Origin of the sequence: Streptomyces sp. NPDC046197 (assembly GCF_040646295.1) — a bacterium.
In the GTDB taxonomy this organism is placed as follows: Bacteria; Actinomycetota; Actinomycetes; order Streptomycetales; family Streptomycetaceae; genus Streptomyces.
In genome coordinates, this window is the sequence record NZ_JBEYZY010000010.1 from 53,920 (window position 1) to 78,474 (window position 24,555).

21 protein-coding genes, 1 pseudogene and 2 riboswitches are annotated in these 24,555 nt (G+C 68.3%); of the genes and pseudogenes, 15 read left to right on the plus strand and 7 right to left on the minus strand.

Annotated elements, in window-relative coordinates; all coding sequences use genetic code 11:
* Positions 1-10: 10 nt before the first annotated feature.
* Together AB0A61_RS16210 and AB0A61_RS16215 are read left to right on the plus strand one after the other, a co-directional pair.
* Positions 11-1,129, plus strand: coding sequence for an XdhC/CoxI family protein (locus AB0A61_RS16210; protein ID WP_361292082.1), 1,119 nt, complete (start codon positions 11-13; stop codon positions 1,127-1,129).
* Between the two features lie 23 nt (positions 1,130-1,152).
* Positions 1,153-1,782, plus strand: a complete 630-nt coding sequence (locus AB0A61_RS16215) for a TetR/AcrR family transcriptional regulator (RefSeq protein ID WP_361292084.1) — start codon at positions 1,153-1,155, stop codon at positions 1,780-1,782.
* Positions 1,783-1,840: 58 nt separating this feature from the next.
* On the opposite strand, the pseudogene AB0A61_RS16220 reads toward AB0A61_RS16215, so the two are convergent.
* Positions 1,841-2,128: pseudogene (locus tag AB0A61_RS16220) on the minus strand (IS701 family transposase); the annotation flags it as partial.
* 238 nt (positions 2,129-2,366) lie between these two features.
* On the opposite strand from AB0A61_RS16220, the gene AB0A61_RS16225 reads away from it, so the two are divergent.
* The gene (locus tag AB0A61_RS16225; RefSeq protein WP_361292086.1) at positions 2,367-2,771 is read left to right on the plus strand and encodes a type II toxin-antitoxin system PemK/MazF family toxin; all 405 of its coding nucleotides are present in this window, start codon (positions 2,367-2,369) and stop codon (positions 2,769-2,771) included.
* Here the strand turns inward: AB0A61_RS16225 and AB0A61_RS16230 are convergent.
* Complete coding sequence (locus AB0A61_RS16230) at positions 2,728-2,991, minus strand: hypothetical protein (protein WP_361292088.1); 264 nt, start codon at positions 2,989-2,991, stop codon at positions 2,728-2,730. The genes AB0A61_RS16225 and AB0A61_RS16230 overlap by 44 nt on opposite strands.
* A gap of 151 nt (positions 2,992-3,142) precedes the next feature.
* Positions 3,143-3,238: riboswitch (glycine riboswitch) on the minus strand.
* A gap of 332 nt (positions 3,239-3,570) precedes the next feature.
* Positions 3,571-3,667, minus strand: a riboswitch (glycine riboswitch).
* A gap of 373 nt (positions 3,668-4,040) precedes the next feature.
* Here AB0A61_RS16230 and AB0A61_RS16235 point away from each other — a divergent pair.
* Entirely contained in the window at positions 4,041-5,414 is a 1,374-nt protein-coding gene (locus AB0A61_RS16235; RefSeq protein ID WP_361292090.1) for a dipeptidase, read from the plus strand.
* A gap of 87 nt (positions 5,415-5,501) precedes the next feature.
* Here AB0A61_RS16235 and AB0A61_RS16240 read toward each other — a convergent pair whose 3' ends face one another.
* The 4 genes from AB0A61_RS16240 to AB0A61_RS16255 are packed head-to-tail and all read right to left on the minus strand — an operon-like array spanning position 5,502 to position 8,716.
* Entirely contained in the window at positions 5,502-6,215 is a 714-nt protein-coding gene (locus AB0A61_RS16240) for an SRPBCC family protein (protein WP_361292092.1), read from the minus strand.
* A gap of 3 nt (positions 6,216-6,218) precedes the next feature.
* Positions 6,219-7,355 carry an XdhC family protein gene (locus tag AB0A61_RS16245; RefSeq protein WP_361292094.1) on the minus strand — a complete coding sequence of 379 codons (1,137 nt, stop codon included), beginning with the start codon at positions 7,353-7,355 and terminating at the stop codon, positions 6,219-6,221.
* Between the two features lie 42 nt (positions 7,356-7,397).
* Positions 7,398-7,709: a hypothetical protein gene (locus AB0A61_RS16250; RefSeq protein WP_361292096.1), complete on the minus strand. Its 312-nt coding sequence runs from the start codon at positions 7,707-7,709 to the stop codon at positions 7,398-7,400.
* A gap of 14 nt (positions 7,710-7,723) precedes the next feature.
* Entirely contained in the window at positions 7,724-8,716 is a 993-nt protein-coding gene (locus AB0A61_RS16255; RefSeq protein WP_361292098.1) for an LLM class flavin-dependent oxidoreductase, read from the minus strand.
* 508 nt (positions 8,717-9,224) lie between these two features.
* On the opposite strand from AB0A61_RS16255, the gene AB0A61_RS16260 reads away from it, so the two are divergent.
* Genes AB0A61_RS16260 through moaD form a run of 6 tightly spaced genes read left to right on the plus strand, consistent with a single transcriptional unit; the run spans position 9,225 to position 15,900 of the window.
* Positions 9,225-10,769: a hydantoinase/oxoprolinase family protein gene (locus tag AB0A61_RS16260; RefSeq protein ID WP_361292100.1), complete on the plus strand. Its 1,545-nt coding sequence runs from the start codon at positions 9,225-9,227 to the stop codon at positions 10,767-10,769.
* A gap of 39 nt (positions 10,770-10,808) precedes the next feature.
* Positions 10,809-11,909, plus strand: coding sequence for a DUF917 domain-containing protein (locus AB0A61_RS16265; RefSeq protein WP_361292102.1), 1,101 nt, complete (start codon positions 10,809-10,811; stop codon positions 11,907-11,909).
* 28 nt (positions 11,910-11,937) lie between these two features.
* Positions 11,938-12,621: an NADPH-dependent F420 reductase gene (gene npdG / locus AB0A61_RS16270; RefSeq protein WP_361292104.1), complete on the plus strand. Its 684-nt coding sequence runs from the start codon at positions 11,938-11,940 to the stop codon at positions 12,619-12,621.
* A 13-nt stretch (positions 12,622-12,634) separates the two neighbouring features.
* Complete coding sequence (locus tag AB0A61_RS16275; RefSeq protein WP_361292106.1) at positions 12,635-14,173, plus strand: aldehyde dehydrogenase family protein; 1,539 nt, start codon at positions 12,635-12,637, stop codon at positions 14,171-14,173.
* A 40-nt stretch (positions 14,174-14,213) separates the two neighbouring features.
* A complete protein-coding gene (gene moaA / locus AB0A61_RS16280) occupies positions 14,214-15,203 on the plus strand; it encodes a GTP 3',8-cyclase MoaA (RefSeq protein WP_361292430.1) in 990 nt (329 codons plus the stop codon).
* Between the two features lie 31 nt (positions 15,204-15,234).
* Positions 15,235-15,900 (plus strand): molybdopterin converting factor subunit 1, encoded by a 666-nt coding sequence (moaD, locus tag AB0A61_RS16285; protein ID WP_361292108.1) that lies wholly within the window; start codon positions 15,235-15,237, stop codon positions 15,898-15,900.
* 512 nt (positions 15,901-16,412) lie between these two features.
* Here the strand turns inward: moaD and AB0A61_RS16290 are convergent.
* On the minus strand, positions 16,413-17,888 hold the full coding sequence (locus tag AB0A61_RS16290; protein ID WP_361292110.1) for a helix-turn-helix domain-containing protein: 1,476 nt from the start codon (positions 17,886-17,888) through the stop codon (positions 16,413-16,415).
* 98 nt (positions 17,889-17,986) lie between these two features.
* Here AB0A61_RS16290 and AB0A61_RS16295 point away from each other — a divergent pair, with 98 nt between their 5' ends.
* Genes AB0A61_RS16295 through AB0A61_RS16315 form a run of 5 tightly spaced genes read left to right on the plus strand, consistent with a single transcriptional unit; the run spans position 17,987 to position 24,341 of the window.
* Entirely contained in the window at positions 17,987-19,057 is a 1,071-nt protein-coding gene (locus tag AB0A61_RS16295) for a DUF917 domain-containing protein (RefSeq protein ID WP_361292112.1), read from the plus strand.
* Positions 19,044-20,654 (plus strand): hydantoinase/oxoprolinase family protein, encoded by a 1,611-nt coding sequence (locus tag AB0A61_RS16300; protein WP_361292114.1) that lies wholly within the window; start codon positions 19,044-19,046, stop codon positions 20,652-20,654. The genes AB0A61_RS16295 and AB0A61_RS16300 overlap by 14 nt, the downstream gene beginning before the upstream one ends.
* Positions 20,651-22,939, plus strand: coding sequence for a xanthine dehydrogenase family protein molybdopterin-binding subunit (locus AB0A61_RS16305; RefSeq protein ID WP_361292116.1), 2,289 nt, complete (start codon positions 20,651-20,653; stop codon positions 22,937-22,939). The genes AB0A61_RS16300 and AB0A61_RS16305 overlap by 4 nt, the downstream gene beginning before the upstream one ends.
* Positions 22,936-23,856, plus strand: a complete 921-nt coding sequence (locus tag AB0A61_RS16310) for an FAD binding domain-containing protein (RefSeq protein WP_361292118.1) — start codon at positions 22,936-22,938, stop codon at positions 23,854-23,856. The genes AB0A61_RS16305 and AB0A61_RS16310 overlap by 4 nt, the downstream gene beginning before the upstream one ends.
* Entirely contained in the window at positions 23,853-24,341 is a 489-nt protein-coding gene (locus tag AB0A61_RS16315) for a (2Fe-2S)-binding protein (RefSeq protein ID WP_361292120.1), read from the plus strand. Before AB0A61_RS16310 ends, AB0A61_RS16315 begins: the two co-directional genes overlap by 4 nt.
* The last annotated feature ends 214 nt before the right edge of the window (positions 24,342-24,555 follow it).

Genomic DNA, 24,555 nt, shown 5'->3' on the forward strand with positions numbered 1-24,555 from the left:
CGGAGCACCCATGCACGAACTACTTCCCAAACTTTCCCAGTGGTTCACCTCGGGAGAGCGGTTTGGGCTCGTCACCGTCGTGAACACCTTTTCCAGCGCACCTCGACCACCCGGCGCCGCTATGGCTGTGTCCGCCGCCCACGGAGTGGTCGGGAGCGTGTCCGGCGGCTGCGTCGAAAGCGCAGCCTACGATCTGGCTCACGAGGCGATCGCCACCGGCACACCGATGCTCCGGCGCTTCGGCATCTCCGACGACGACGCATTCGCCGTCGGGCTGACCTGCGGGGGCATCATCGACCTGTTCGTCGAACCAGTGGATGCCTCGTCGTTCCCAGACTTCCCCCTCCTGGTCGACGCGGCCGCCCACGAGATGCCCATTGCCGTCGCCACGTTCCTCGAAGGTCCGGGCCCGGTTGGCGCCCACCGCATCATCACCGCCGAGGAGACCACCGGTACTTTCGGCGACGACCGTCTCGACGCCTCCGTCACCGAAGCCGGCCAGGGACTGCTGGACATCGGTGAAACGCGCACCACGTACTTTGGACCCAGCGGCGAGCGGATGCGACGGGACGTGACGGTCTTTATCCACTCCTTCGCTCCGCCGCCCCGAATGGTCGTCTTCGGCGCCATCGACTTCGCCGGCGCCGTCGTAAAGATCGGCAAATACCTGGGCTACCACGTCACACTCTGCGACGCCCGCCCAATCTTCGCCACACGAGCCCGGTTCCCCGACGCCGACGAGATCGTCGTCGACTGGCCACACCGCTATCTCGAGGCCAACCCACCAGACGAACGCACCGTCCTTTGCGTTCTGACCCACGACCCGAAGTTCGACGTACCCCTCCTCGCACAGGCTCTGCCCAGCCCAGCAGCCTATATCGGAGCCATGGGATCACGCCGGACCCACCAGCGCCGTCTCACCGAACTGCGTGAACACGGCGTGACCGAGCAAGATCTGGCACGCCTGCACTCTCCCATCGGCCTCGACCTCGGCGGCCGCACTCCGGAGGAGACAGCGATCTCCATCGCCGCACAAATCATTACCTGCCGTAACCAAGCAAGTGCACGTCCACTGTCCGCCACGCGCGGCCCCATCCACTGTCGGGAGGCGGCCACAACGTCCCGCTGACTGCGGGCCGTAGGCTAGAAGCCATGGCAATGACGCGGTCTCAAACGGCCGAATCCCGCGAAGCGCGGGTCACGGTGACACCGGCAGCAGTACGTGAAACAGCTCTTACGCTGTTTTCCGAGCGTGGCTACCACGGCACAGCGCTAAGCCAGATCGCAGCCAAACTCGGGGTACGCACGCCGAGCCTCTACAACCACATGAACTCCAAGCATGACCTACTGGACGCCATCGTCTCCGAGACGACAGAGCAGGTCTGGGCCGACTACGAGGCCGCTGTAGAGGGCAGCACCGGGGTAGCCGACGCACTACGCCGCGCCGTGAAGGCATACGCCCTGCGCCATGCACTCCATCGGCGCGAGGCCCTCATCGTCAGCCGGGACATCGCAAGCCTGGAACACGAGGCGTACGAGCGCGTCCTGCACCTGCGACGCCGCCACGAGCGCGCCATTCGAGCCCTGATCGACGACGGCGCACGCGAAGGTGTCTTCCACGTCAAGACGGCGTCTCTGGCCTCATTCGGGATCCTAGAGATGTGCGTGAGCATTGCCCGCTGGTTTCGGGAGGACGGCGCAATGTCCGCCGAAGAAGTCGCCGACCAGTACAGCGAGTTCGCCCTTCGCCTCGCTGGCTTCCATACTCCCGATGCCCCTTGAAATGTCCGCGCTCTACGCGCAGGGACAGGGCTAGTACTCCAGCCGTAAATCGTGATCTTCACGTTCGAGCGGCTTGCCGCCGGTAGTGGCTGGTCTGGGTTCGGGCCTGGTGGCGGCGTCGCCAGTCGGACCAGCCGAGCCGGTGGACCGGGTCAAAGGCGGGCCGGATGACGAGCGTGATGAACAGCCGTTGGATCTCGTTGCAGGTGAGCGGTATGAGGGCGTCTGGTGCGGGATCGCGGTCGTGTTCGTTCGCGCGGACGACGGCGAGGAAGGCGTGCGCGAGCATGGCCAGGGTGACCCAGCGGGACCAGGACGGGTAGCGGCGGACCTGGTGCTCGTCCAAGGCAGCCAGGCCCTTGCCGGACTCCCGACGTCGGGGTGCGACCCGTGCGAACCGGCCCGCGATCTGGGCCATCAGGCCCTCGAACGCCTCCTGCCGGCGGGCAGGGTCTACGCTGTGACCTGCGGCCACCGCATGATCTTCAGTCTTCACACACCGATGATCAACGGTGGCCGCACCCGTCTCCACAGCGCGTCAGGGTCGCGCAGCGTCTGTCTGCCGTCATGTGTCTGGAGGACTTGTGCAACGTGGCGAAGTCTGGTGGGTCCAGTTCGACGAGCGGAGGTTGGTCGTACTGCTGTCGGGAGACGACACGTCCGGGATCCGGGTGATGCAGGTCGTCGCTCCGGCGGGCGTCGACATCAGCGGTCTGGGCATCGAAGTGACGGTCGGCGCCGGTGAAGGACTGCCGTTCGAAGGCGTGCTGCGGCTCGCGTTCCCGCGTCCAGGCTTCACCCCGTGCACGTGGCTGACCACTGTGTCCCGGGACGACCTGATAGAGCGAGCGGCCGTCCTGTCCTCCGTGAAGCTCAGCGAGATTGACGACGCCCTCCGACTCACTGAACAAGCGCAGGAGCGGACCCCGGCCACGACCGCGAAGCTCAGCGAGATAAGGGATGCCCTCCGTCTCGGTGAACTCGGATAGACGGAGAAGGAGCGATCTCCTGCAGTTCGGCGCGCACCTCAGCCTCGGTGGCGGCGGGGGGCAGGTTCAGGTCGGAGGTGCTCCGGATGCCGCTCGGAACGGCGGCGTCAATGAGCGCGGCCAGCGTCGGGTAGCCGACTTCGGCCAGCATCTTGGCGCGGTCGGCATCGCTGACGCCGATGTGACGGGTGGCGAACGCGCCGGACGCGGATGAGGTCATGGCGGGAGGCTCCCTGTTGGAGGCACCGCGGACGCGGCACCGTGGACGGGTGACCTCCCCGCTCTGTCATCGGTACCTGAGAGCTTCACCACCGGGTCCGGCGGTTTGCACCGTCGGCGCAGGACGTGACGTCCTGTCTTTCCAGAGGAGCCTCGCCGAAGCGGTAGTTGGGCCTGAGAGATTCTGGGGAGAGTTGCTCCTTCGGCGCCTCGCCAAGGGTGGGCGAGGACTCTCCCGCTTCGGTTCGAACAGCGCGATGTTCAGCTGTCGGGCCTGGCCGAAAGGTCAGGTGGGCGTGATCAGGTCGAACACCACGGTGGCGGCAGCGACGCGGGTGATCTCGACGCAGTCATAGGCCGGAGCGGCGAGGTGTTCCGGGCTCCGAGAGACCATGCGCGAAGGTTGAACGTCGACGGGGTACAGCACACCATGGAGGCTTCCTCGAGTGTCGAGCACAGGCAGGAGCCCGTGCGGCCGAAGTGGGCCTGCCCCTCTGTCATTGGCCTGAGAGCTTAGCCGCGGGGATCCGCGGCTTGTACCGTGGGCGAGGCGCGTGAGCGCCTGCTTTCCAGAGTTCGCCTCCTCTGCGCAGTAACGAGGCCTGAGAGTTTCCGGGGAGGATTTGCGCCTTCGGCGCCACGCCAACACAGAACGTGGACTATCCCGCACAGAATCGTCAGCGGAGTCTTTGGTTGTCCGATCCTTCGAACGGCAACTTACGGGCACCGCATGCGGCCGTCAAGTGCCCCGCGACGTAGATGATGGCCGTCCGGTCGATAGCCCGACACTGCGGTGCAGACTGCATAGTTCTGCGTAATGATTCGTAGAACTCCACGGAGATGTGCTGGGAGTGGCGGCCTATTTTCTGGATACGCATTTTTCTTCCGGGAACAGCGTCCGCCGTCGGGGTGCGGCTGTAGTGCATGCCGCCCCACTGCCAGCAGATCCCGATCACCACGCCGTCCCGAAGGGCGGCCCAAGACGCGCCGAGCTCCGGGTCATTGCGGCCGTGAACCGCGTAACCCTGTAGCACGTACGAGGAGATATCGATGACCTCCCCGCCCGCGACCGCGCTGGCCGAGACCATCGCGTCGCTAATGCCGCGCGCCAGGACTGAGCTCGCCGAACTGGTTGCATTTCAGTCCGTGGCCGACCCCGCCCAGTTCCCGAAGAGCGAGTGCGAGGCCGCCGCGACTTGGGTCGCCGACCTGCTCCGCGCGGAGGGGTTCAGGGACGTCGCACTGTTGGACACCCCGGACGGTACGCAGTCCGTATACGGATATCTTCCCGGCCCTGCGCATGCCCGGACCGTGCTGCTTTACGCCCACTACGATGTGCAGCCGCCACTTGATGATTCCGCTTGGCTCTCGCCCCCGTTCGAGCTTACCGAGCGCGACGGGCGCTGGTACGGGCGTGGTGCGGCCGACTGCAAGGGCGGCCTGATCATGCACATTCTCGCGCTGCGTGCACTCAAAGCCAATGGCGGGATACCAGTCGGCGTCAAGGTTGTCGTAGAAGGTTCGGAGGAGCAGGGCACCGGAGGCCTGCAGCAGTACGCCGAGCAGCACCCGGAACTGCTTTCGGCCGACGTGATCGTCATCGGTGACGCCGGCAACTTCCGTGCCGGGCTGCCGACAGTCACGGCGACTTTGCGCGGCATGGCGTTGATGCGCGTGGAGGTGAACACTCTTGAGGGCAATCTCCACTCAGGCCAATTCGGTGGAGCCGCGCCCGACGCACTCGCCGCGCTGATCCGCGTCCTCGACTCGCTGCGGGACGAGGACGGTTCGACGACCGTGGAAGGACTGGCCGCGGACGGAATATGGGAGGGACTGCAGTACCAGGAGGAGGACTTTCGGCGGGACGCCGGGATTCTCAAAGGGGTGGCACTGACGGGTAGCGGAAGGATCGCGGACCGTCTATGGGCGCGGCCGTCCGTCACTGTGCTCGGCATCGACTGCCCGTCTACGACCGGCGCCACTGCGTCGATTCAGGCGTCCGCACGCGCGCTGGTCAGCCTGAGGGTGCCACCAGGGACGGAAGTGGCCGAGGCGGCCACACTGCTGACCGCGCATCTCGATGCCAAGGTCCCCTGGGGTGCGCGGGTCGCGGTGGAGCAGGTTGGCCAGGGGCAGCCGTTCCAGGTGGACACCACCAGCCCGGCGTACACATCGATGGCGGAGGCCATGCGGATCGCCTACCCGGGAGAGGAGATGCAAGTCGCCGGTCAAGGCTTCTCGATCCCGCTTTGCAACACACTGGGCTCGCTTTACCCGAAGACAGAGATCCTATTGATCGGCCTCAGCGAGCCGGAGGCGCAGATCCACGCGGTGAACGAAAGCGTGTCGCCTCAAGAGCTGGAGCGGCTCTCGCTCACCGAGGCGCTGTTCCTGATCAGGTACGCGGATTCGAAGAGGAACTGACGGCCAGCGGGCGGCAGTGGCCGTGGGCCGGGGCCCCTCTTTGGGGGCCCCGGCCGACGAGCCGGTTGACCGGCCTGCGCAAACCGATCAATTGCGGGTGAAATACCAGGCCAGGAGAATCGAGAGGCCGACGAGCAGTGTCGCGCCGGCAAGCCTCGGCACCATTCGCCTCGCCACGGGACCGACCGCTTCGAGCAGATCCAGGTGGTCTTCCGCGACACGGAGGTGAGTCCCCGCAGTAGCGGGAGCCGTGAGGCTGGTTGGAGCGCCGCTGCCGTTGGATACTGCTGCCGGGATCTGCGACACAGCGTCCTGGTGGGCATCCTTGTCGTGTGACGACTCAGAGGTGGCCGACTCAGAGGTGGCCAGCTCGGCAGACAGAGCCTGGGCGAACCGATCGATCAACGCCGACGAGACATCCTGAATGGCCCCGCGGCCGAACTGTGCGGGCTTCCCGGTCAACTTGAGCTGCGTGATCACGTGGACCTCGGTCTCGTTGCCGCGTTCACGCAGGGATGTCTCCACCGTCGCACTTGCGGTTCCGGCGCCCTTGCTGTCCTTACCGGTTGCTTCGATGACGACCCGGCGAGCGATCTCGTCCCTGACCACGAATCGGGCCTGGCCTCGGTAGGTCATCATGATCGGGCCGAGCTTGACGCGCATCCGCGCCGAGATGTCATCGCCGTCGACAGAGTCCAGTGTCGCCCCTGGTACGCATGCCACCACTCGCTCGACATCGAGCAGGACCGGCCACGCCTGGTCTGCAGACAGGGGTACGGTGAAGGTGTTTTCGAGCTGCATGGATCACTCCCTGAGATCTGCCAGCAATGCGGTCGGTCGGGCACTTCCGCGGTGAATGGGGCCATCGATCCTCGACAGGCGCTCGCCGGTCCCACCCGCCCGGGATTGGATGATCTCCGCCGCGATGGATATCGCGGTTTCCTCCGGGGTGTGCGAACCGATGTCCAGACCGATCGGCGACGCGAGCCGCCGCAACTCGTCGTCGGTGACCCCCTGCTCCCGGAGCCGGTCGATCCGGTCGCTGTGGGTCCGTCTGCTGCCCATCACACCGATGTAGGCGGCCGGCGTCCCGAGTGCGACCTGGAGCAGCGGTATGTCGAACTTCGGGTCGTGGGTGAGCACGCAGATCACCGTGCGCTCGTCGACAGTCGTCCGGGCCAGGTACCGGTGCGGCCACTCGCAGACCACTTCATGCGCTTCCGGGAACCGCCTGCGGGTGGCGAACACCGGTCTGGCGTCGCAGACGGTGACGTGGTAGCCGAGGAAGACCCCGATCCTGGCCACGGCGGAGGCGAAGTCGATCGCACCGAACACCAGCATTCTGGGGGCGGGCGTGTAGCACTGCACGAACACCGACACCTCGTCGTGGCGTCGCTCCCCGTGCAGTCCGTAGTGCCGGGTGCCGGTCTGCGCCTGGGCCAGCATGGCGCGGGCGTCCTCGGTCACCGCGTGGTCGAGGCGCTCGTCGCCGAGCGAGCCGGAGGCGCGGTCAGGCCACAGCGCGAGGTGAGCGCCGAGCCGGCCCCGGCCGTCGACCACGGTCGCCACCGCGACCGGCGCGCTGCGCTCGATCGACGCGACGACCTCCCCGAATTGCGGGAACGTCGTCCGGTCGACCGGCTCCACGAAGACGTGGATGGTTCCACCGCACGTGAGGCCAACAGCGAAGGCCTCGTCGTCGCTCACCCCGTACTTCTCGAGCGCCGGTTCGCCGCTGTCGACGGCGAGTTGGGCGGCTTCGTACACGGCGCCCTCGACGCAGCCGCCGGACACGCTCCCCACCACCTCGCCGGCGGCGGAGACGGCCATGGCCGCCCCCGGGCCGCGGGGCGCACTGCGGGAGGTATGGACCACGGTGCCGAGGGCGAACCGCTCCCCGGAGTCGTACCAGCCGGTGATGGCCTGCAGGACGTCACGCATACGTCGCTTCCTTGAAACGAGGGGCCGCCGACCGGCGGAGGGTCACTCGATCACTCCACCGTGGACCGCCTCGGAGGAGGCGATGAACTCCGACCACTCGCTCAAGAGTTGCTTGAACTCCGGTGTGGCCAGCGCCTGGCGGTACTCCTCGATCCCGACGACCTCCAGCACCTCGAGGTAGTCGTAGGAGGGGGAACCGTCGTCCAGCGTCGCGTCGAGCCTGGTGACCTCGTAGCGCTGGATCGCCGGGTGCCGGCGAGCGACGGGGTAGTCGGTGCGCCGAATCCAGCTCTCGTAGTCGGCCGGGTCGACACCTTCGCGGAGCTTGTTGAGGAAGAAGACGCGGTACGGCATGGCGGGACCTTTCTTCAGAGTCGGGGGAGCACTTCGCGGGCGGTGAGCTCGGCGACCTCGCTGGCCTGGTCCGCCGGGAACAGCCACAGCCCGATGGAGTCGGAGCCGGCGTCGAGCAGGCGGCGCAGCTTCGCAACGCACTCGTCAGGGTCGCCGGCGACCGCCAGGTCATCGATCCAGGAGTCGGGCATGTCCCGCGCGACAGCCTCGGCTCCGCCGGCCGCCAGCAGCTCCGTTAGCTCGTCCTGGATCCCGTACACCTGCGACAGGGCGCTGTTGGGCATCGCAGCGAGGTAGAAGGCGATGGATTCCCGCACCGCGGCCCTGGCGACCTTGGAGTCGGAGTGGACCGAGAAGATGGTGTAGGTCACCAGTCGGTGAGGGTCGGTGCGCTGGGCCGTTTCGGCACCTTCGGCGATCCGGGCCTTGGCCCACTCGACGTACGCCGGGCTGGCCAGGACCGACAGGATCGTGCCGTCGGCGACAGCCCCCGACACCCGCAGCCCCTTCTCGTTCACCACCCCGGTGTAGAGCGGCACGCGGGTGGTCGCCGGGTACGTCAGCTCGATGTTGTCGAACGTGAAGTGGCCCTCTTCGGTGAGCGATTTGCCGTCAAGCAGCTGCCTGACGGCGGTCACGCATTGGCGAAGGGTTTTCAACGGCGCCGGCGCCATGAGGCCCATCTGGTTCAGCCAGGCAGGCACACCGTGCCCAATGCCGCCGTAAATGCGGCCCGGAAACAGTACGTCGAGAGTGGCGAGTTCCATGGCCAGGATCGCGGGGTGCCGAGTCACTGCGGAGACGATTCCGAGACCGAGCGGCAAGTGGTCGGTCCCGGCAAGTGCCGCGGCGGCCCCAGCAATTCCACCGGAGAAGAAACAGTCCTCGGAGAACCACATTTCTCCGAAACCGAGATCCTCGGCCTGGCGGGCCATGGCCACGATGTCCTTCGCGGGCATATGGCTTCCCAGGACCAGCCCGACCGGTATGCCAGTCGGGCCGTTCATCGCACGCCCACCCGTGGGTGCCGCACCGCAGATTGCTCAAGCATCGCTCCTCCTAAGGTGAGGGGGCCGGGGACGAACGCCGAAGTGGATCAGCGGTGGTCGGGGTGACGCCCCGGCCCCATGTCCGAAAACTATGAGCCCCCGACCTGGGGGTCTTCGGTGCTTCCCACGATTCCTGGCGAGAACTTGTGCATCTCGCAAGGATGGCCCGGCGGGGCCGGAGCGGGGCATTCCACAGCCCGGCCGAAGCAGCCTCCCGCGTGATCGCGGACACGCCGCCGACGCGGTCCGAGTCGACACTCTGTGTGACGCCGCTGGTCGTCCGGCCGTGTCGGGCGGGTTGCACAATTTCCGGCTCCGTTGGTCGCACTAAGCACAATGACCCGTCGGGCGCGCCGAATCTAAGGTCAATGCAGGTCGACGGGATACGCGTTCGTCCGCGGAAAGGAAGCGACGCCGCGGACGAGGGGCGAGGCCGAGGCCTGCCGAAAACAACAATGGAGAGCCGATGCGGATTGGCATTGACGTAGGTGGAACGAATACCGACGCGGTCCTCATGGACGGCGACCGGGTGTGCGCGCAGACCAAGGTCGCAACCACCGAAGACGTAACGACAGGCATCGCCGCGGCATTGAAAGCTCTGCTGTCGGGCACGCAATACGAACCATCGGCGATCCAGGGCGTCATGATCGGCACGACGCATTTCATCAACGCGATCGTGGAAGGAAACCGTCTCGCCCCGACAGCCGCGATCCGGCTCGGGCTGCCGGCGACCGCCGCTCTGCCCCCGATGTCGAGTTGGCCCGAACGTCTGGTGCGCGCGATCGACGGCCGGGCGTACCTGTGCCACGGCGGGCACGAGATCGACGGGCGGCGGATCGCTCCACTCAGTCGCGACGAATTGGCCAGGACGGCCGAGGAGATCTCCGCGCAGGGAGTCCGCAGTATCGCGATCTCATCGGTGTACTCCCCGGTGAACGAGGAGTGCGAACGCGAGGCCGCCGAGATCCTCAAGGAACTCCTTCCCGGGGCGTCGCTGAGCCTGTCTCACGAGATCGGGCGCATGGGCCTGCTGGAGCGCGAGAACGCCACCATCATCAACGCCTGTCTGAGCGAGCTCGCCGACCACATCTGCCGCGGCTTGGCCGAGGCCGTGAGCGGCGCGGGGATCGATGCGCCCCTGTTCCTCAGCCAGAACGACGGCACGCTCATGGATGTCGACTTCGCGCGCAAGTACCCGGTTGCCACCTTCGCATCCGGACCGACGAACTCGATGCGCGGCGCGGCCTTCCTGTCCGGCCTGCGCGACTGCGCCGTGGTGGACGTCGGCGGTACCACGACGGACGTGGGCATGCTCCGCAACGGCTTCCCGCACGAAGCCTCGACCGAGGTCAGTGTGAGCGGCATCCGCACCAACTTCCGCATGCCCGACGTCCTCTCGATCGGTATCGGCGGAGGGAGCCGGGTGCGGTCCGAGCCGTTCGGCGTGGGCCCCGACAGCGTCGGCTACCGGCTGACCGAGAAGGCCCTGGTGTTCGGGGGGGACACGTTGACCACCACCGACATCGCGGTGGCCGCCGGGATCGCCGACATCGGGGACCGAAGCCTGGTCCGTCACCTCGACCGGTCGTTCATCGACGCCGTGCTGCGGCGGATCTCCGAGGACATGACCAGCGTGGTGGACCGGGTGCGTACCAGCGCCGAGGACATCGCCGTGGTCGCCGTCGGCGGCGGCAGCATCCTCGTCCCGGAGAGCCTTCCCGGCGTCGGTGAGGTGCGGCGGCCGGAGTTCTTCGCCACCGCGAACGCGATCGGCGCCGCGATCGCGCAGGTGGGGGGTGAGGTCGACCGCATGTACTCGATCCAGCCCGGCCAGCGGGACTCCGTGCTCGAGGAGGCCAAGCAGGAGGCCGTCGACAAGGCAGTGTCGGCCGGTGCGAGCCGCTCGTCGGTGCAGATCGTGGATGTCGACGAAGTGCCGCTGGCCTACCTGCCGGGTAACGCCACACGGATCCGGGTCAAGGCAGTCGGAGATCTCGTCCTCGCCCGGTGAGGCGGTGCGGTGTCGGGCGATCGAAAGGACAAAGGGAACATGGCGTACACGCTTGAGCTTGACGACTTGGAAGACCTGGCGCGGGGCGCCGCCTTGCTCGGGACCGGTGGCGGCGGAGATCCCTACATCGGGACGCTGCTGGTGGGCGAGGAACTCCGACGCGGCCGCACGATCCGGCTGGTCGAGCCGGACGAGGTCGACGACGAGGCGCTCGTCATCGCCAGCGCGTTCATGGGCGCGCCGACCGTCGTCATCGAAAAAATTCCGGGCGGAGACGAGCCGGTGACGGCTCTGCGTCGGCTGGAACAGCATCTCGGCAGGAAGGCCGGCGCCATCATCCCGATGGAGTGCGGCGGCTTGAACTCGATGGTTCCGCTGCTGGTCGCGGCACGAACCGGGTTGCCGATCGTCGACGGCGACGGGATGGGACGCGCCTTCCCCGAGCTGCAGATGGAGACCTTCGGGGTGTACGGAGTCGCCGGCTCACCGATGGCGATCTGCGACGAGCGCCAGAACGTGACGATCATCGACACCGGCGACGACAACCGCAGCATGGAGTGGTTCGCGCGCGGAGTGACGATCCGGATGGGGGGCGTCTCCTACATCGCCGAATACCCCATGAGCGGCGCCGATGTGAAACGCACCGCGATCCCCGGGACCATGACGCTGGCCCTTGGCCTCGGTCGGGTGATCCGGGAAGCCAGGGAGAGCCAGCGGGATCCGTTCCAGGCGTTGATCGAGTACCTGTCCGGCACCATCTACGAGCACGCACGCGTCCTGCTCGAGGGCAAGGTCACCGACATCGAGCGCCGCAGTGCCGACGGTTTCGTCCGCGGTACCGCGACCATCGCGACCTTCGACGGTGCGACCGAGGTGGAGCTCGTCTTCCAGAACGAGCACCTGGTGGCCCGTAGCGACGGACGGCTGCTCGCGATCGTCCCGGATCTGATCTCGGTGCTCGACGCCGAGACCGCGACGCCCATCACCACCGAGGCACTGCGCTACGGACAGCGCGTGCGGGTGCTCGCCATCTCCACGCCGGAGATCATGCGCACCCCCGAGGCGCTGGACGTCTTCGGTCCGCGAGCCTTCGGCCTGGACTACGACTGGACGCCGGTCGAGAAGCTCGCACCGCTGTGACCCGAATCCTTCACCCCCAGGAGCACCCATGCAGTCGCAGACTTACTCCATCGGCGTGATCGGTGGCACGGGCCCACAGGGCAAGGGCCTGGCGTACCGGTTCGCTCGCGCCGGACACCGGGTCTTCCTCGGATCCCGCTCGCCCGAACGGGCGCGTGAGGCCGCGCGGGAGCTGGGCGCCAGACTTCCCGCAGCAGCCCGGGCCGTCAGCGGGACATCCAACGCGACGGCCGCTTCTGTCAACGATGTCGTCCTGCTGGCCGTTCCGTGGAACGGCCACGCCGAGCTCGTGGCTGGCCTGTGCGACGAGCTGGCCGGCAAGATCGTGATCAGCTGCGTCAATCCGCTGGGGTTCGACAAGCGCGGCCCTTACGGCCTGCCGGTGAGCGAGGGCAGCGCCGCCGAACAGGCCGCCCGGTTGCTGCCGGGCAGCCGCGTGGTCGGGGCCTTCCACCACGTGTCCGCGGTGAGTCTGCTCGGTGATGCCGAGTGTCTCGACGCGGAGGACGTCCTCGTCTGCGGCGACGACGCGGCCGCGAAGGGAGTCGTGCAGGAACTCGTGTGTTCGGTCACCGGCCGGACCGGAGTGGATGCCGGGGCGTTGCGTCTGGCCCGTCAGCTCGAACCACTGACGGCGGTGCTCATCTCGATCAACAAGAAGTACAAGACGCACTCCGGCGTCGCTGTCACCGGCCTGACCAGAAGTCACTGACTAGGAGGTGCACATGTCTCTCATCCTCAAGCCTGGCACAGCCTGGACGGATGCCTACGCGCGCTGCGTGGCCGTCGCGCCGGAGGCCTTCCACGACGACCGCGTGCTCAACCTGTGGGGCGGCCAGTGGCGCCGCGACGGTGCCCCGATCCCGGCTACCTCCGCGCTCGACGGCACCGAGATCGCCGGTCCGCCGTTTCTGAGCCTCGAGGAGGCCTCCGCCGCGGTCGCCGCCGCCGCGCAGGCGCACCGCGAGTGGCGTCAGGTTCCGCGCGCGGAGCGCAAGGCCAAGGTCACGGCCGCGCTGGACGCGCTGGAGGCCCACCGGGACCTGCTGTCCCTGCTGCTGGTGTGGGAGATCGGCAAGCCGTGGCGCCTGGCGACCAATGACGTGGACCGCTGCATCGAGGGAGTGCGGTGGTACGTCGAGGAAATCGACCGGATGCTCGGCGACCGCACGCCTCTGGCGGGCCCGGTCAGCAACATCGCGAGCTGGAACTACCCGATGAGCGTGCTGATGCACGCCATGCTCGTCCAGTTGCTCGCCGGCAACGCCGTGATCGCGAAGACGCCGACCGACGGCGGGCTGGCCTGCCTGACGTTGGCCTGTGCGCTCGCGGCACGCGAGGGCCTGCCCATCACGCTGGTCAGCGGTTCCGGCAGGACACTGTCCCCGGCCTTGGTGGCGGCGCCGGAGATCGGCTGCGTCTCGTTCGTCGGCGGCCGGGCGGCCGGCAGCCAGGTCGAAAGCCTCGTCGACCAGGGCAAGCGGCACATCCTGGAGCAGGAAGGCCTGAACTGCTGGGGGGTGTGGGAGTTCAGCGACTGGAAGACACTCGCCGGCCACCTGGGCAAGAGCTTCGACTACGCCAAGCAGCGGTGCACCGCCTACCCCCGCTATGTGGTGCAGCGCTCGCTGTTCGACGAGTTCCTCGCCGCCTACCTGCCCGTGCTGGATCAGGTCCGGTTCGGTCACCCGCTCGCGGTCGCCTCGCCCGACGATGCGCTGCCCGATCTCGACTACGGGCCACTGATCAACGCCGCCAAGGTCAAAGAGCTGAACGACGCCGTGGGGGAGACCCTCGACCGGGGCGGTGTACCCCTGTACCGGGGAGAGGTCGGCCGTGGCCGCTTCATCGACGGCCAGGACACCTCCGCGTACCTGGCACCGGCCGCGATCCTGAGCCCCCCGAGCTCGTCCGCGCTCTTTCACGCCGAACCGTTCGGCCCCGTCGACACCGTCGTGCTCGTCGACACCGAGGCTGAGCTGCTCGCCGCGATGAACGCCAGCAACGGAGCGCTGGTCGCGTCGCTCGCCTGCGACGACGAGACGACGGCCCAGCGGCTGGGCAGGCAGCTGCAGGCGTTCAAGGTGGGCATCAACAAGCCGCGGTCCCGCGGCGACCGCGAGGAGGTCTTCGGTGGCAACGGAGCCTCGTGGCGCGGCGCATTCGTGGGAGGTGAGCTGCTCGTACGCGCGGTGACCGACGGTGCGCCCGAGGATCCCCTGCACGGCAACTTCCCGTCCTACACCCTGCATCCCGCAACCTGAGACGAGGCACCGCATGGGCCGGATTACCGAGCAGACACCGATGCTCATCGACACCTACGGCCGGGTGGCTACCGACCTTCGGGTATCGCTGACAGATCGGTGCAACCTGCGCTGTACGTACTGCATGCCTGCCGAGGGTTTGGACTGGCTTCCCAAACCCGAGCTGCTGGCCGCGGACGAGATCTTCCGACTGATCCGCATCGCGGTGACGCGGCTCGGCGTCCAGGAGGTCCGCTTCACCGGCGGCGAGCCACTGCTGCGGCGCGACCTGCTCGATGTGGTTGGCCGGGTCGCCACGCTTCAGCCGCGGCCCCAGATGTCGTTGACCACCAACGGCATCGGCCTGGCCCGCCTCGCCCTGCCGCTGCGCAAGGCGGGCCTCGACCGTGTCAACGTCTCCCTGGACACGTTGGTGCCCGAGAGGTTCCGCAAGCTCGCGCGGCGGGACCGACTTGCCGACGTGGTCGCGGGACTCGCGGCGGCTGATGCCGCGGGCCTGCGGCCGGTCAAGGTGAACGCGGTGCTCATGCGCGGCGTCAACGACGACGAGGCGCCCCAGCTGCTGCGCTGGTGTCTGGAGCGCGGTTACGAGCTCCGCTTCATCGAGCAGATGCCGCTGGACGCCCAGCACGTTTGGAGCCGTGACGGCATGGTGACCGCCGCGGAGATCCTGGACTCGCTGTCGGCGGTGTTCGACCTGGCCCCGCAGGACGAAGGGATTCGTGGCAGCGCCCCGGCGGAGACGTGGCTGGTGGACAGTGGTCCGGGGCGGGTCGGCGTGATTGCCAGCGTGACCCAGCCGTTCTGCGGCTTCTGCGACCGGACCCGGCTCACCGCGGATGGTCAGATCCGCAACTGCCTGTTCGCGCGGGAGGAGTCCGATCTGCGCACCCCGCTGCGCGCCGGAGCCACCGATGAGGAGCTCGCCGAGCGGTGGAGAGCCGCGATGTGGTCGAAGAAGGCGGGTGCGGGCATCGATGACCTGGGATTCCTGCAGCCGTCCAGGCCGATGTCCGCCATCGGGGGCTGAGAGCTCCTCCGGGGAGAGAAAGAGGACCTCCATGCAGATCCGCGTGCTGTACTTCGGTGCGCTGCGCGAACGGTTCGTCGGTGCCCACGAGGAGAAGGTCACCGTCGCCGACGGTACGACACTCGGCGGGCTCATCGACCAGTTGTGCCGCACGTACCCTGGCCTGGCGGGTGTCCGCCGCCATGTCAAAGCGGCCGTGAACGAGGACTTCGCATCCCCGGAGCAGCCCTTGGCCGATGGTGACGTCGTAGCCATGATCCCCCCGGTGGCCGGTGGTGCCGAGCCCTACTGCCGTCTCACCGAACAGCCCCTCAGCGTGGACGAAGTCCTAGCCGCTGTCACAGGGCCGGGGCAGGGGGGCACCGTTGTATTCGTCGGCACCGTACGCGACCACAACCACGGCAAGCAGGTGACGCGCCTGGAATACGAGGCCTACCCCGGCATGGTCCTCAAGACCCTGGCCGACATCATCCACCGGTGCCAGTCCATCGCGACCGGTGTCCGCGTCGCGGTCGCCCATCGCACCGGCCCACTCGAGATCGGCGACGCGGCCGTGGTCATCGCCGTGTCCGCCCCGCACCGGGCGGAAGCGTTCGAGGCGGCCCGGATGTGTATCGAGTTGCTCAAGGAAGAAGTGCCGATCTGGAAGAAGGAGATCTCTCCTGACGGCGCCGAGTGGATCGGCATGGGTCCATGAGCCCGGGGTTCGGACCCCTCACGTGGACGACGCTGCGTCTGCGTTCTCGCCATGTCCGCCAGTCCGCTCGGAGCGGCAACGGACGCCGCTTGGCTCGAGACTCCAAAAAACATAACACCGCGAGGTGATTTGGTGAGTACGACCAGGAACAGTTGCGAGGTACTACCGGCCACGGGGGCGAGATCGACGAGCTGCGGCGCGCGTCCATCCTGTGCTGCTACCCACCACAGAGCTTCATGCAGTGGTTGCGTGATTCGGGCTCGATGGGCAGGAATCCGCGAGTCGTTGCGGCCGGTGCGGCTGGACCCGCCCGGCCAACGCCCCCGGTGGGTGTGCGCCATCCGGGCCGGCATCGACCTACTCGGCTATGTGTGAGCGCGCGGCTCCAACGGTGGTTGAGCACGGATGAGGGGTGCCGGGTGGCGTGCAGGAGCACGCCACCCGGCACGGCACCACGGACAAGTGCGCCGACCGTCGCTCGCTTGATCGGCCGCCCGTACTGAGAGGAGCTCTCAGACGAGCCCGCGAGCTCGGCAGGCGAGCTGGAGAAGCAGCCAGTCGTCCGGATTGTCCGGATCGACATCGAGCTCGGAGAAGATCCGGTCGATGCGGTAGGCAACCGAGTTGCGGTGGAGGTGCAGCGACGCCGCCGTCTTGGACAGCGAGCCGTGGTTGTCGAGGTAGACCTGCAGCGTCCTGATCGCCTCCTCGGCTTTGCCGCCGCCCATTCGGTCGAGCGGTGCGAGTACCGTGGCGATGGCCTTGCGCGCGGTGTGCGAGGCGTACCACTCCACGAGTGTGCGCCGCAGGCCCAGGTTGTCGAAGGCGGTGGCGACGTTGGGTCGGTTGCGGGTCCGGGACGCAGCCACGGCCGCCCTGGCCTCGGCGGCGGAGTTGATCAGACCGAGCGAACCTGAGTGCGCGGTGCCGACGCCGCAGTACAGCACCGCCTCGGGGATCCGGAGCATGGCCTCCTGCAACGCCCGGTTCGCCGACTTCGTGGCCTGGGCCCCCGCGGAGGGCCCAGGATCGTTTCTCCACATGCGGATGACCAGCAGCGAGCGTTCGGTCCAGGCCAGGTGCCAGGTGCCGCCGGTGGACCGGACGGCGTCCAGGACCGTCCGGCCCAGCAGTTGACGCGCCTCGAACCCGGCGACTTCCTCCCGCCACAGCTCCTCGGCGTTGTCGTGCTCGATCCGCACCACGACGTGCAAGCCGTCGATCGGCAGGCCCATGGCCCGGGCTCGCCGCAGCAGCTCCGAGCGGCCTTGCTCCGAACTGTCCAAGATCTCGGACAACAGCTCGGCACGGGACCGGATCGGCAGCTCCTCGGCGCGGCGGGCAGCGTCCGCCGCGAGCGCGAGCGTGTCCGCGAGCAGCCTGCCGACCAGCAGAAGCTCGGGGCGGGACCGGGCCGAGGCGTCTCGGACGACGACCCACCGGTCCGGTTCGCCGTCCAGCTCGACCGGGAACGTGAGGTCGCCGTCGGGTTCCGCTATGACGGCTATGTCCGCAGATGCCGCTTTGGCGGCATTTTCGACCATCGCCGCGGGGTCCAGGGCCTTGGCGGTGATCTGCTGGAAGGCCTCGACCGCCCGGCGCAGCGCCAGCTCCGCCGATCCGCGCATGCCGGAGTCGAGAGCGGTGACGAGGTCCGCCAGGTTGACCGGTTCGGTCTGGCGAAATATGGCGATCCCGAACCGGCGCGCCGTTTCCACCGAGGTAGAGGTCAGCGGGGGTGTATTGGGCTCAGCGAGGACGAGAGCGGCCACGCCTCGAGCCACAGCCAGACGCAACGCGATGTCGAACTGGTAGCCGTCCACGGCCGCGCAGACGTGTGAGCCGAGGACCGCGACGGACTTCGCCGGAGCGTTTTGCAGGTCCAACAGTCGCTCGGCCACAAAGACGCAGTCGGCAACCGCAACGTCGCTGCCGCCGACCAGGCACTCAAGCCGCAGTCCGGGCGTGTCCTTCAGGTCGGCGAGCACGGTCAGCAACCTCCCTCGGTGAAGTGCACGAAAACATAGAAGCCTTTTGTGTCAAACGTCAATGAACCCCAGGACGTGGGAGCCCTAGGTTCGGTGCTGTGCTGTTGGACACGGCAAACATCGAGGCGTTCGCGCTGGGCTGCGCGATCCTGAGCGCCGGCGGCGGCGGAGACACCGCCATCGGGCTCGTCATGGCACGCCACGCCATCGCCGAGAGCGGCCCGGTCGAGATCGTCGATCCCGACGCCCTTGATCCCGAGACCCTGATCATGCCCTGCGGTCTGATCGGCTCGCCCACGGTCGCTCAGGAGCGGGTGTGGAACGGCCAAGAGGGCGCGCAACTGGTGCGTGCCGTCGAAGGGTGCACCCACTCCTCGGTCCGCGCGATGATGTGCTACGAGATCGCGGGGGTGAACGGCCTGCTGCCGGTGATGTGGGCGTCCCGGCTGGGCAAGCCACTGCTCGACGCTGACGGCATGGGACGGGCGTTCCCCGAAATGCAGCAGCAGGCGATGCATCTTGCCGGCATCGCCGCGAGTCCGGTCGTGCTGACCGATGGCCGGGACAACGTCATCGTCGTCAACGCGGCCGGGAACCTGGACGCCGAACGCATCGCCCGCAGCTGCACCGCCACGTTCGGTGGTACCTGCGCCGGAGCGCTGTACCCGATGACCGCCCGCTCCGCGGCGGCGGCCACGATCCGCGGGTCGGTCTCCAGGGCGCTCCGGATCGGCGAAATGATGAGAACCCGCCATGGCGGATGGCCCGCTGCCCTCGCCGACGAGACCGCCGGCCGTGTCCTCATCGAGGGACGGGTCACCGAGATCCAGCGGCGGACAGGAGCCGGGTTCAGCCACGGTCACGCTGTCGTCGACGGCGCAGGCGCCAGCGCGGGACGGCGACTCCGCCTGGAGCTGCAGAACGAGGTGCTGGTCGCTCTCGAGGACGGCGAGGTGCTCGTCACGGTCCCGGACATCATCGCCGTGCTCACGCTCGCGGAGGGGCGGCCGGTGGGTACCGAGCGGTTGCACTACGGGCAGCGGGTCGGTGTCGTCGTCATCCCCGGACCCGGCGTGTGGCGAACCGAAGAGGGCCTGCGGGTGGTCGGCCCGAGGTCGTTCGGATACGACGTGGACTACGTGCGGGGGGCAACCGGTGACGGCAACTGAAGAGCTGCGACTCGGTATCGACGTGGGCGGCACCAACACCGACGCCGCGGTCGTCGACTCCGCGGGAACGCTGGTCGCCAAGGCCAAGGTTCCGACCACGGACGACTTGAGCGTCGGTGTCGAGCAGGGGATCGCACGGCTGCTCGCCGATCCGGCCGTCGACCCTGCGCGGGTCCGCTGCGCCACGCTGGGCGCCAGGCGCGCGACGAACGCGATCCGGACCGCGTCGGGCCTGCGCCATGTCGCCGTCTTGCGCATCGGCGCCCCGCTTACTTCCGCGATACCGCCGATGGTGGCGTGGCCGCCCGAGCTACGCCGCGCCGTTCACGCCGGCAGCGCGACCGTCGCCGGGGGATGCGAGTTCGACGGCAAACCGATCGCGGCGCTCGACGAGGCGGCGATCGTCGCGTTCGCGTCCGAGGTCGGCACGCGTGCTGCAGCCGTCGCCATCACGGCCGTGTTCTCCCTGGTGAACCCGGCGGACGAGCTGCGGGCCGCCGAGATCATGCGGCGAGAACTGGGCGAGATCCCCATCTCGATGAGCCACGAGATCGGCGTCATGGGGCTGGTGGAGCGGGAGAACGCCACAATTCTCAACGCTGCTCTCTCCGGCGTCGCGGCCGGCGTCGGACGGTCGTTCCACACCGCGGTCGAGCGAAACGGGCTCGACGCCGAGTGCTACATCACCCAGAACGACGGCACTCTCATGGCGCTGGACTACTCGATGCGGTTCCCGGTGCTGACCATCGGCAGCGGCCCGGCGAACAGTATGCGTGGCGGTGCACACAGCAGCGGAGTCACCGACGCCATCGTCGCCGACATCGGTGGCGCCACGACCGCGGTCGGACGGCTCGTCAACGGCTTTCCCTGGGAGTCGCTGCCGCCCAATTCGATAGGCGGCGTCGACACCAACTTCCGGCTGCCGGACGTGCTCAGCATCCCGATCGGCGGTGGCTCCGTCGTGCTGGGCCCGGCTGAGCAGTGGGCGAACGGCCAACTGAACGTCGGCAGCTCGCTGGTTGATGAAGCGCTCTGCTTCGGCGGACCGACACCCACTATCACCGATGCGGCCGTCGCCGCCGGGCGGGCCGCGATCGCCACCTGCCCCGTTCCGGCCAAGTGGCACACCAGGCTGGCGCAGCACTTGGCGCTGTGCGACGGGTTGCTCGCCGAGGCCGTCGACCGGGTCCGGCTGGGGGCCGACGATCTCCCGCTGGTCGTGGTCGGCGGGGGCGGCCACATCGCACCGGACCACTTCTCCGGTGTCCGTGAGGTCATCCGGCCACCGCACTTCGAGGTCGCCAACGCGCTCGGCGCCGCCATCGCTCCCGTCAGCGGGCACGCGGAACGGATCTGCGCGAGCCGCCCCGACCAGCTCCGGGCGGCCGTGGACGAGGTCTCGGCCGACGCCGTCGGGCGGGCCATCCAAGCCGGCGCCGACCCGACACGCGTACGAGTTGTCGATGTCGAGGAAGTGCCGCTGACCTACCTCCGTGAGCCCGCGGTCCGGATCAAGGTTCGGGCAGTCGGTCCTCCCGTGACTTTCAACCAGCAGTACCCAGAACCGCAAAAACGAGCCAGGAGGCACTCGGCATGACCTCGCTCATAGGTCAGGCGTTCGTCCGAAAGGACGGGCTGGAGAAAGTGACCGGTCAAGCCCGGTATACCGCTGACTTGGCGTTCACCGGACTGCTGCATGCCAAGTTCTTGTACGCCGAGCGGTCACACGCCCGGATCGTGGACATCGACACCTCCGCGGCGCGTGCCATGCGGGGTGTGCATGCCGTGCTCACCCAGGCCGATGTCCCGATGGTGCGGTACGGCATGTTCGTCAAGGACCGGACGCTGTTCGCCCACGAAGTGGTCCGTTTCGAGGGCGAGATCGTGGCCGCCGTCGCGGCGGAGACCCCCGAGCAGGCCGAGGCGGCCTGCGCCGCGATCCGCGTGGTCTATGAGGACCTCGACCCGATCCTCGACGTCAACGAGGCGCTGGGGAACTCCTCGCCGCTGGTGCATCCGGACTGGAAGAGCTACCAGGCGCAAAACGGCGTGGACCGGGGCCCGAACGACTGCGGCCACATGACTTCGGTCAAGGGGGATGTCGATGCGGGCTTCGCCGAGGCGGACCACGTTCTCACCGAGACCTACGACAGTGACATGGTGCACGCCGTCCCGATCGAGCCGCACGCCGTCGTAGCGCAGTGGCAAGGGGACAAGGTCACCATCTGGAGCACAAGCCAGGTGCCGTTCCCGGCCCGCGCCGGCGTGGCGGAGACCCTGCAGATCCCGCAGAGCAACGTGCGGCTCGTGGTTCCGCACCTCGGCGGCGGGTTCGGCGGGAAGTGCGACTTCCACTTCGAAGCCCATGTGGCACTGCTCGCCAGGCAGGCCCGGCGACCGGTACGGCTCGTCTTCACGCGCCGCGAGGAGTTCGTCGCCACGGACAAGGTGCGGCACGCGGTGAAGATCGAGCTGACCACCGGGGTCAAGGTGGACGGAACCATCACCGCGCGGCGAGCCCGGATGCTGCTGAACTCCGGCGCCTACTGCGGGGACGCACTGTTCGCGACGGAAATCGGCCTGATGATGGTGGCCGGGCCCTACCGAGTACCGAACCTGCACGCCGAGGTACACACCGTCTACACCAACCGCACCCCGGCCGGCAGCGTCCGCGCCCCCGGCGGGCCGCAGACCTGCTGGGCGGTGGAGCAGCACACCGACGAACTCGCCAAACTCGTGGGGCTGGATCCGTTCGAGTTCCGCCGCCGCAACCTCGTCCGGGCCGGCGACACCGGTCAGACCGGCCAGCGGTTCATCAGCTCGAGTGCGGCAGAGTGCCTGCAGCGCGCGGCGGAGATCGCCGGGTGGCCCGGCAAGGACCTCGCTCCCGGGGAGGCCCTGGGGATCGCGGTTGGCTGGTGGTTCAGCCTGCCCGCCAGCTCCGGTGCCTACGTGAAGCTCAACGCCGATGGAACGGGCACGATCGTCACCGGAGCGCAGGAGAACGGCAGCGGCTCGGTGATGGGCCTGGCCGCGCTCGCCGCCGAAGAACTCGGTATGCGGCCCGAGCAGTTCTCCATCGTCTACCAGGACACCGAGGCCGGGCCGTTCGACCTGGGTAGCGCCGGCAGCCAGACCACGTTCAACAATGGGCGGGCGGTGATCGAGGCCGCCGGAGAGGTCCGCACAAAGCTCCTGCGCAAGGCGGCCGAGATGCTGGAGGTCGCCGAGGAGGACCTGGAGCTCGTGGACGGGGCCGCCCGCGTCCGCGGCGTTCCGTCCACAGCGCTGCCGATCGCGAGCGTTGCGGCGGCGTCGCAGACGTCGTCCCTGCTGATCGGCAGCGGCTCGGGCATTCCGCCGGCACTGCCCGAGCACGACCTGAGCGGTTGTGGGGGCCGGCTCGGGTACTCCGCCTTCCTCGCGCCCTCCTTCTTCTGCCACATCGCCAGGGTCCGCGTCGACCCGGACACCGGCACCGTCTCGGTGCCCGAAGTCACCGCCGTGCACGAGTTCGGCCGCGTCCTCAATCCGCTCGGCGCTCAGGGCCAGGTCGAGGGCGGGGTCATCCAGTCCATCGGCATGGCGGTGCTGGAGGGCAGCCAGTACGACGGCGGGCGCCAGCTCAACCCCGGTCTGCTCGGCTACAAGCTGATCACCGCCGCTGACGCTCCCCGAGTCAACGTCGAGTTGCTGGAGGACCAGGTCGACCATGGGGGACCGCACGGTGCGAAGGCGGTGGGCGAACCTCCGGTCGTCGGCACCGCCGCGGCGATCGGCAACGCGATCGCGGCAGCCGCCGGCACCCGGGTCCGCGCCCTGCCCATGACGGCTGAACGAGTGTGGACGGCACTTCACGAGCACGAAGGAGAGCTGGCATGAGCCGCTATTTCGCACCCACCACCGCAGCGGGGGCCGCCGCGCTGCTGGGTGAGTACGAGGGCGCGCGCGTGGTCGCGGGAGGGACCGACCTGGTCGTGGCCGCCAGAGGCGGCAAACACCCGATGCCCGAGGTGCTGATCGCCATCCACGGCGCGACCGACCTGGCTTCCCAGGCGGAGAGCGAAGACGGGTTGCGCCTGGGAGCACTGACGTCGCATGCATGGATCGAACGATCGCCTCTGATCGGTTCCAACTGGTCCGCGCTGGCCGACGCTTCCGCCCTGGTCGGCTCACCTGCCACCAGGAACAGCGGCACACTGGGCGGCAACCTGATGAACGCCTCGCCCGCCATGGATACCGGCGCGCCGCTCCTGGTCTTCGAGGCCGGTGTCGAACTGCTGAGCCTTCGCGGGACCCGCACCGTGCCGGTCGCGGATCTGCTGGCCGGACCCGGCCGCACCACGGCCGAGCCCGACGAACTGCTCACCTCCGTGCGCCTGCCGGATCTGCCCCCCGCGACGGGGAGCGCGTATGTCCGTCTGGAGCACCGGCGCGCGATGGAGATCGCGGTCGTCGGCGCGGCCGCACTGGTCACACTCGGGGACGACGGCCGGGTGGCCGACTCCCGGATCGCACTGAGCGCGGCAGCACCCACGTGCGTGCGGGCACGGAAGGCCGAAAACCTCCTGCGCGGACTCCAACCGGACGGCGCGTCCTTCCGCGACGCGGCGGCGCTCGCGACCGAGGCCGTGCAGCCCATCACCGATGTCCGGGCGAGCGCCCGGTACCGCCGAGCGATGATCTCGGTCGTCGTGAGCCGGGCGCTGGCGGCCGCCGCCGCGCGCGCCGCGGGAACCGACATCGCCGTTCCCGCCAACCGCAATCTGCCCACGGTCACCGCCGGGAGTACAGGATGAAGTATCCGCTGAACGTAAGGGTCAACGGCGTCGAAACGTCCGTGGATGTCGAGCCACACCGATCGCTGCTGAACATGCTGCGGGAGGACATCGGTCTGACCGGGCCGAAGGAGGGGTGTGACGACTCCGAATGCGGCGCGTGCATGGTGCTTGTGGACGGGCGGCCGGTGAACTCCTGCTCCTACCTTGCCCTGCAGACCGATGGGCGGGAGGTCACGACCATCGAAGGTGTGTCGGAACCCTCCTGCCCGCACCCGATCCAGCAGGCGCTACTGGACGAAGGCGGTGTGCAGTGCGGCTTCTGCACACCGGGCATCGTGATATCAGCCAAGGCCCTGCTGGACGCCAACCCGTCGCCCGACGAGGACGAGGTCCGGCTGGCGCTGGGCGGGAACCTGTGCCGCTGCACGGGCTATCAGAAGATCGTCCGGGCGGTACTGCGGGCGACCGAGCAACTGCCGGACCGGGCCGGCACGACCGGATAGCTGGGGCAGGCCGCAGCAAGCCGGAGCGAAGTCCCCCGAGATAGTGCGCTCGGGGGACTTCGTTTTGCCGCCGCGTGCGGCGACAGGGACGCCGCTCACGCTCGGCGGACGAATTCCTTGTGCACATCAGACAAGTGACCTTCCCAGCTTCGGCCGAACGCCCGAAGATGCAGTGTGGCCGGGCCACTAATCTCCCAGGTCATCAGCTCATTCC